At 63.5% G+C, this 8,317-nt stretch carries 6 protein-coding genes; 2 read left to right on the forward strand and 4 right to left on the reverse strand.

The genetic code is table 11. The features are described 5' to 3' along the window. Window positions 1-20: 20 nt before the first annotated feature. From EN914_RS15535 to EN914_RS15545, 3 genes are all read right to left on the reverse strand, one after another. Window positions 21-1,250, reverse strand: coding sequence for an aromatic ring-hydroxylating dioxygenase subunit alpha (locus EN914_RS15535; protein ID WP_013528000.1), 1,230 nt, complete (start codon window positions 1,248-1,250; stop codon window positions 21-23). Window positions 1,251-1,312: 62 nt separating this feature from the next. Beyond that, complete coding sequence (locus tag EN914_RS15540; protein ID WP_024503381.1) at window positions 1,313-2,902, reverse strand: trimethylamine methyltransferase family protein; 1,590 nt, start codon at window positions 2,900-2,902, stop codon at window positions 1,313-1,315. A 191-nt stretch (window positions 2,903-3,093) separates the two neighbouring features. Then, window positions 3,094-4,587 (reverse strand): PLP-dependent aminotransferase family protein, encoded by a 1,494-nt coding sequence (locus EN914_RS15545; RefSeq protein WP_024503382.1) that lies wholly within the window; start codon window positions 4,585-4,587, stop codon window positions 3,094-3,096. A 317-nt stretch (window positions 4,588-4,904) separates the two neighbouring features. On the opposite strand from EN914_RS15545, the gene pgi reads away from it, so the two are divergent. Together pgi and EN914_RS15555 are read left to right on the forward strand one after the other, a co-directional pair. Next, window positions 4,905-6,554 carry a glucose-6-phosphate isomerase gene (gene pgi, locus EN914_RS15550; RefSeq protein ID WP_024503383.1) on the forward strand — a complete coding sequence of 550 codons (1,650 nt, stop codon included), beginning with the start codon at window positions 4,905-4,907 and terminating at the stop codon, window positions 6,552-6,554. A gap of 5 nt (window positions 6,555-6,559) precedes the next feature. Further along, on the forward strand, window positions 6,560-7,282 hold the full coding sequence (locus EN914_RS15555) for an HAD family hydrolase (protein ID WP_024503384.1): 723 nt from the start codon (window positions 6,560-6,562) through the stop codon (window positions 7,280-7,282). A gap of 359 nt (window positions 7,283-7,641) precedes the next feature. On the opposite strand, the gene EN914_RS15560 is transcribed toward EN914_RS15555, so the two are convergent. Continuing rightward, complete coding sequence (locus tag EN914_RS15560) at window positions 7,642-8,316, reverse strand: methyltransferase (RefSeq protein WP_245497821.1); 675 nt, start codon at window positions 8,314-8,316, stop codon at window positions 7,642-7,644. Between the last annotated feature and the right edge of the window lies 1 nt (window position 8,317).

Genomic DNA, 8,317 nt, shown 5'->3' on the forward strand with positions numbered 1-8,317 from the left:
CTCTAAGGCAGCCGAGCCGTTCAGGCCCGGCTGATCTCCTCGAGATACCAGCCGATGTAGCGCAGTTCGTTATATTCCATCGGCGCGATAGGTCCGGGCACGAAATAGTGCGAGCGCACGCCGCGCGCAGTGTGCTCGATGATCTTCTTGTCCTCTTCGGTGGTGATCTTCCACAGCCAGGTCAGCTTCTCCAGATCGTAATCCTGGCCCTCGACCGTGTCGCCGCGCACCAGCCAGATCAGTTCCATCTCGCAGGTGCCAGCCGTTTTCGGGATGAAGCGGTAGATCATGCCGTGATCGGGATAGCATACGAGGAAGGTCGTGCCGCCGAGATGGATGGAAGTGACGCCACCGTCATAGTCGGAGAAGCGTCCCATCAGCGGGGCCACCGGCGATCCATCCTGGCTGCCGCTCGAAACGCCGTCATAGAGCGCATAGCGGAAGGTGTGGATTGCTTCCTGACCGGCCGCCGAGTTCTGCCAGCGGTTGGCGCTGCCGATCTCGATGCCGAGCGCGCAGGTGCGTTGCTCCATCGCCGCATTGAGCTGCTCGATCATTTCTGCCGGCTTTTCCAGCGCATGCGTCTGCGAATATTCCGGATGCGCCGGCCCGCAATGGTAACATTCGACATAGTTCTCGACGGCGAGCTTCCAGTTGGCGTCGAGCGGGTAGGACTGACGATACGCAACCTTGGCGTCGCCCCAGCCATACTGGCCGCAGCTCGTTCGCAGCGACTGTTCGATCGGATCGAAATCGAGCGGCGTCTCGGCGAAGGAAATGAAGACCAGACCGGATGCGACGCGGACATGAAGCTTCTTCAGCCCGTGCGCCGTGCGGTCGAAATCCTTCGGCATCAGGCGGGCAGCGCGCAACGATCCGTCATTGGAATAGGTCCAGGCGTGGTAGGGGCACACGAACATCTTCGCGTTGCCCTTCTGCTTGGTGCAGACCTCGGCGCCGCGGTGGCGACAGACGTTGAGCATGGCATGCACGGTGCCATCCATGCCGCGTGTCAGGATGACCGCCTCGTCGCCTAGTTTGAACAGCTCGAAATCGCCGGGGTTCGGGATAACGCTGGCGTGGGCCAGGCAATGCCAGTGGCGGCGAAAGACCCGTTCCATGTCGCGTTCGAAGATCGCCGGGTCATGATAGAAGGCACGCACCAGGCCGTGGCCTGGCCGATGAGATGCCACCAGCCGATCGATCGCGTCGCCGTCGGTGGGGGCTTGCTGGATAGGATGCACACTCATTTGTCGTTCTGCCCGATGGTTGGTCGTGTATGGCTGTATGGCTGCACGAGACTTGTCTCCGGTCAGCCGCCCATATGCGTGCGCGGCAGGTGGATCAGGTTGCCGAAACGGGCACGCAATCTGTCGTCGACCTGTTTTGGCACATGGCGCGGAAATCGTTCGGCAAGAATGCGCTTCTTCTCGGTGATCGCACGCAGCAATATATCAGGCCGGCCTTTTTCGTTCCATTCCTTCGGCGAGGAACGATCGCCGAGGGCAGGATAGAAGTGCTCGGTCTGCATCAGCTTGAGCGTTTGTTCGTTGTCGAGATAGTGGCCCGGACCCTTGAGGCAGACCTCCGCGATGCTGTCGATCGACAGGGCTTCGTCAGTCACGTCGATGCCACGCGCGCAGCCCAGGCAATGACCGAGCATGTCGTTGTCGATGACCAGGCTCTCCAGGCAGAAGCCGAGCAGCGAGGCATGCATGCCGGCCGCCTCATAGACCAGGTTGAGGCCGGAGAGGCCGGCCATCACATTGGTGATGCCCTTTTCGTAGCCGGACTGAATATCGGGCAATTTCGAATCCGTCATGCCGGCGGCGGAGCCACCGGGCAGGTCGTAGAATTGCGCCATCTGGGCACAGGCCGCCGTTGCCACCGACTGCTCGGCCGACCCGCCGGCCATGGCGCCGGTGCGCAGGTCGGACATGAACGGCCATGCGCCGAAGATCGCCGGATGGCCGGGCTTGAGCGCGTTGACATAGACCAGGCCGGCCAGCACTTCGGCCACTGCCTGCACGACGGCGCCGGCCATCGCCGCGGGTGCCGTCGTGCCCGACTGGCCGGTCGACAGCAGCAGGATCGGGATGCCGCCTTCGACGCAGGCCTCGAGCACGCCGCAGGCATCCTCGGCGAACCTCATCGGCGGCACGACGAATGAATTGGAGTTGGAAACGAATGGCCGGGCGCGGAAATTCTCCTCGCCTCCGGCGATGGCGTACAGCATTTCAAGTGCAGGCTTCACGTTCTCACGCACCGTGAAGGATGTTCCGACGTGCTTCGATGTTCCCATCACACAGGCATAAAGCGTGTTGAAATCCATCTCGAGCGGATCGGCGATGTCGCGCGCCACCATCGGCCGCTGGAAGAAATGAATGTTGTCCAGCCCGTCGACGATGCGGGCGGCATCATAAATATCCTGCAGCTTGGATTCGCGGTACTCACGCTTCTCCAGATCCACCAGGTGCACGGCGATGCCTGCCGTGCCGTAGTGCACGCGCTTGCCCTGGACCACCATGTCGTGCCTGGGGTCCTGGCCATGAAGCGTGAAATGTCGTGCCGCCCGCTTGATGGTGTCGAGCACGAGCGCGCGCGGAAAGCGGACCCGGCCATCGTCGCCATGGATCGCCCCCACCTTGGTCAGTACCTTTATGCAGGAAGGAATGGCGTTGGCGAAACCCACTGTCTCCAGAAGCGTCAGCACGCCTTCGTGGATACGCTCGCGGTCATCCCCGCGAAGCGGCCCGTAGCCGCCGCCCTCGATGGCCTTGTGCTGTGGTCTGGTATCCTCCACCAGGGGAGATGATCGCATGGCATGTCCTGTTTCGCGAAGACCGGAGCGTTGTGGACGACGGTTCGCCGGCGTGTCCTGCTGTTCGACAGCCACTGGCATGGAGCACTCCAACTTCGTCGGCAGGAACTCGTGGCGGTTGGTCCACCATCGGCCTGCTTCTTCCCCTGATGACGCCGACTATGCCGCCGGCACTGGCCCATCCTATGGGCCAGCTGGCTCAGTTCCATGTGCCAGAACTAAAATACCGGAGCCGCTGCGAGCGGCTCCGGTCACGAGAGGTCGATGATGGATCAGGCGGCCGCGGGTCTGCGTCCGGCGGCCGTGGCCAGTTCGCGGATGCCTGGCTCGATGTGCTGTAGCGCGATCGACGAGATGCCCAGCCGCATGAAACGCGAAGGCTTTTCAGTGCGATCGAAGAAGCGGTCGCCTGGCTCGATGATGACGCTGCGCGAGGCCGCTGCCTCGGCAAGCCCGCGCGAATCGGTGCCGCGCGGCCCTTCGAGCCACAGCGACGTACCGCCGGCCGAATCGGTCGAACGCCATTCCGGCAGGAAGGCGGAAATCGCATGGACCAGCCGCTTGCGCCGCTCGTCGAAGGCTGACGACAGCCGCCGCACCAGCGCCTCGTGGTGGCCGAGCGACAGGAACAGTGCGACGGCGCGCTGATTGTTGGCCGGCGGATGACGCAGCATGAAGCGGCGCAGCGCCCGGAGCTCCGCGATCAGTCCGGCGGACGCCACGATGTAGCCGAGCCGCAGGCCGGGAGCCAGCGTCTTGGACATAGAGCCGACATAGACCACGCGGCCGGAACGATCGAGGCTCTTCAGCGCTTGCTGCGGTGCCTCGTCGAGAAGCTGGCTGTCATAGCCGTCCTCGATGATGATCTGGTTGTAGCGGTTGGCGCGCGCCAGAAGATCCTGCCGCCGTTCCGCCGACAACGGCACCATGGTCGGGCAATGATGGCTGGGCGTGACGAAGACGAAGCCGGAATCATTGGGAATAGAAGCAGTTACGATGCCGGACTGGTCGACCGGCACCGGCTGTATCTCTGCGCCCGCAAGGCGGAAGATCGAGCGCGCGTCGGGGTAACCGGGGTCCTCCATCGCCACCTTGGAGCCCTTGGACATCAGCAGCGTCGCCAGCATGTAGAGCGCGTTCTGGGCGCCCAGCGTGACGATGATCTCGTCGGGATTGGCGAAGATGCCGCGCCGGGGCAGGAGCCGCGCCTGGATCTGCTCGATCAGCAGCGGATCGTCACGGTCGACCATGTCGGATGCCCAGTTGCGGATTTCCAGCACGGCAAGCGCCATGCGGTTGCACTCGCGCCATTCAGCGGTCGGGAACAGCGCCGGGTCGAACTGCCCGTAGACGAAAGGATAGGACGACTTGATCCAGTTCTCGTGCTTGGCCGGCGGCGGCATGTCGCTTGCGGCGATCTTGCGGCGTGCCTTCCAGTCGATCTCATTGGCCTGGTCGGGCGCCTTCTGGTGCGGCTTGGCCGGTGTCGCCAGCACATCGGGATTGACGAAATGGCCACGCCGTTCGCGCGCCACCAGGAAACCCTGGTCGACGAGCTGCTGGAACGCCAGCACCACGGTTCCGCGCGCCACGCCGAGTTTTTCGGCCAGGATGCGGCAGGAAGGGAGCGGCATCGAAGCGGCGATCTGGCGGTCGAGAATGGCGGCTACGATGGCCTGGCGGATCTGCGCCTGCAGGGTTTGGCCGGATTCGGCCGAAATCCGGAACAGGCCGGACCATATCGCCGTGTCGTTTCGCTGTGGCATGGGAGATTTCCTCGATGGCCAGCCTTTTTCGTTTGGCTGGACCAGCCGAACGTAACCGTGGCACAAGGGGTTGCGCCAATCAATTTTTCTGATCGTTGGGATTTATGCCAGTGATCCTTCACGTCCTTTTGATGCCGCGTTGCGGCATCGTGGGCTGACGCGGCGCTTCATCCCGGCGATGACATCGTGCGTCGTGGCGGCATGAGGGTGTGCGTCATCGCTGCGCATTGATACGGGTGGAGTTCGGCCCGATAGATTGTCGCGACGACACGCGCCGGAAACATCCGGTCCGTAATGATGGCTCGAGGTCTCGGAGTTTGGCAGTGGATCAATCGTCCTTTCAAAAACAGCTCGCCGCCTTGCGCGACCACCGCGCGGCGGCGCCCGCCAGCATGCGCCAGGCGTTCGCCGCCGATCCCAAGCGGTTCGTGGAATTCTCCGCCACCGACGGCGATCTGCTGCTCGACTGGTCGAAATGCGCGGTCGACGCGACCACCATGGAGCTGCTGGAAAAGGTCGCCCAGGCCGCCGATCTCGAAGGCCGCCGCGCCGCCATGTTCGCCGGCAAGAAGATCAACGTCACCGAGGACCGTGCCGTGCTGCACACGGCGCTGCGCAACCTGACCGGCAAGGGCGTCACCGTCGATGGCCAGGACGTCAAGGCGGACGTCATCGCCGTGCTCGACGCCATGGGCGCCTTTGCCGATGCCGTGCGCTCGGGCAAGGCGGCCGGCGCCACCGGCAAGAAGATCACCGACATCGTCAACATCGGCATCGGCGGTTCCGATCTCGGCCCGGCCATGGCGACGCTGGCGCTGGCGCCCTATCATCACGGGCCGCGCGCGCATTACGTCTCCAACATAGACGGCGCCCATATCCACGACACGCTGAAAGGCCTCTCCGCCGAGACCACGCTTTTCATCATCGCTTCCAAGACCTTCACCACCGTCGAGACGATGACCAATGCGCAGACGGCGCGCGACTGGGTGCAGAAGGCGCTCGGCAAGGAAGCGGTCGGCAAGCATTTCGCCGCCGTCTCGACCGCGCTCGACCTGGTGGCCAAGTTCGGCATCGCGCCCGATCGCGTCTTCGGCTTCTGGGACTGGGTCGGTGGCCGCTATTCGCTCTGGGGCGCCATCGGCCTGCCGGTGATGATCGCTGTCGGCCCGCGGAATTTTCGCGCCTTCCTTGATGGCGCGCATGAGATGGACGAGCATTTCCGCACCGCGCCGGTGCAGGAGAACCTGCCGGTGCTGCTGGGACTGGTCGGCTGGTGGCATCGCGTGATCTGCGGTTACCCGGCGCGCGCCGTCATCCCTTACGACCAGCGCCTGTCCAGGCTGCCGGCCTATTTGCAGCAGCTTGACATGGAATCGAACGGCAAGAGCGTCACCCTCGAAGGCACGGCCGTGACGACGCCGACCGGACCGCTGGTCTGGGGTGAGCCCGGCACCAACGGCCAGCATGCCTTCTTCCAGCTGCTGCACCAGGGCACCGATTTCATTCCGGTCGAGTTCCTTGCCGCGGCCATCGGTCACGAGCCCGATCTCAAGCACCAGCATGGTCTGCTGCTCGCCAACTGCCTGGCGCAGTCGGAAGCGCTGATGAAGGGCCGCACGCTGGAGGAGGCGCGCGCCCAGATGCTGGCCAAGGGCATGAAGCCGGCCGAGGTCGACAAGATCGCGCCGCACCGCGTCTTCTCGGGTAACCGTCCCTCGATCACCATCCTCTACAGAAAGCTCGACCCGCGCACCTTCGGCCGGCTGATCGCGCTCTACGAGCACCGCGTCTTCGTCGAGGGCACGCTGTTCAACATCAACTCCTTCGACCAATGGGGCGTCGAACTCGGCAAGGAACTGGCCACCGGCCTGTTGCCTGTCGTGGAGGGCAAGGAAAGTGCCGCCAATCGGGATGCATCGACCGCTGGCCTTGTGGGATTCATCCAGCATTTGCGTGGCTCGGAGTGAAAAGCTTGGCAGACATCAAGGGAATATTGTTCGACAAGGACGGCACGCTTGTCGACTTCAACGCCACCTGGCTCGGCGTTGCCGACTTCATGGCCATGGATGCGTCGGAAGGCGATCGCTGGAAAGCCGACAGGCTGCTGGCCGCTGCCGGCTTCGATTTCGCCAACAAGCGTTTCAAGCCGGACTCCATCTTTGCCTCCGGCACCAATCTCGACGTCGTCGAATTGTGGTTCCCACGCCTGTCCAACGAGGATCAGATGCTTGCGGTTGCCCGCTTCAACGAGATCACCTCCGTACAGGGCTCGGCGATGGCTGTGGCGCTGCCGGGCATCGTCGATACGCTGACGGCACTGCACAGGAAATCCTACCGGCTTGGCGTCGCCACCAACGATTCGACCAGCGGCGCGGAAAAGACGCTGGTCACGCTCGGCGTCGCTCAATTGTTCGACGCGGCCTATGGCTACGACGCGGTGGCCAATCCGAAGCCCGCCCCCGACACCATCCAGGCCTTCAGCGATCTCACCGGCCTCAAACCGGTGGAAATCGCCATGGTCGGCGACAACAGGCACGACCTCGAAATGGCACGAGCCGGCGGCTGCGGGCTGGCGGTCGGCGTGCTCTCCGGCACTGGGACCCGCGAATCGCTGGCCGGCATTGCCGACGTTGTCCTGGATTCGGTCGCCGACCTGCCGGATTTTCTCTCGGCGCGGGTCAGGGAGACGATCTGACGGGAAAGGCTAGGTCAAACTCGATTCACCTCGGGATTTTCTGCCAATGGCCGAGATGGGGGAGCAGTCCATGGAAACTATCGAGCTTCTGGTTTGTTTTCGGACACAATGGGCCACTCATCAGCAGAACAAACGTACCCGCATTTGCCGCACCTGATCTTGGCGCTTTGCGCTGTCGATGTCTTCGCCTGGCTGAAGATCGAAGCCCCGATTTTCGCATTTTGGGCAAACTGTGAAACCGATACGTTGAACAACTTTAATCCACGCCGCTCGACTTCTCCGACCAACGGCCAGTCGAATCTATTTTCTGCCCTCGATGTTTGTCCACAATGAGTAGAATTTAGGCTTGCTCTGTGGCGTCAGCGCGCTCCCTCCTCAAACGAAAAGACGCCGCTAAGCCTCGTCGCAGCCCCCTTCGCGTCGCCGAAATCCGGCACCCGGTATTCGGCGACCAACCGCAGCCGGGACAGCGGCAGGTCGTTGCGGCGGGGATCTCCGACCAGCACCTCGATGCCGGCCGCCAGGCAGCGGTCGAGGAACGGGATAACCCGCAGAGCAACCTCAGGGCCGTAGAACACGTCGCCGGCAAGCACGAGCTCGACCGCCGGCGGGGGACCCGTGGTAATGTCCTTGTCGACAATGGCGATCTCGACGCCGTTGGCCGCGGCATTGAGGCCGATCGCGGCAACGCCGTTACGGTCGATCTCGGCGGCGATCACTTCGCGCGAACCGGCCTTGGCTGCGGCGATGCCGACAAGGCCGGAGCCGGCACCAAGGTCGAGCACGCGGCGACCGGCTACCGTTTGCGGATGATCCAGTATATGGCGCGCAAGCACCGCGCCGCCGGCCCACACGTAAGCCCAGTAAGGCGGCTGCGGCTCAGGTCCATTGTTGTCCGCCTCGATCGTGTCGTCATCGTCGTCAGCGCTTTGGTGCGTATCGGTAAGCCGTCTCAGGCCACTGGCCGGGTGCGGTGTAAAAAGCTGGATCTCAGGCACCGACGGCACCGGGGCGAGGCGCATGTTCGTCCTGATG

This window comes from Mesorhizobium sp. M7A.F.Ca.CA.001.08.2.1 (assembly GCF_003998455.1).
GTDB classification, from domain to species: Bacteria; Pseudomonadota; Alphaproteobacteria; order Rhizobiales; family Rhizobiaceae; genus Mesorhizobium; species Mesorhizobium ciceri.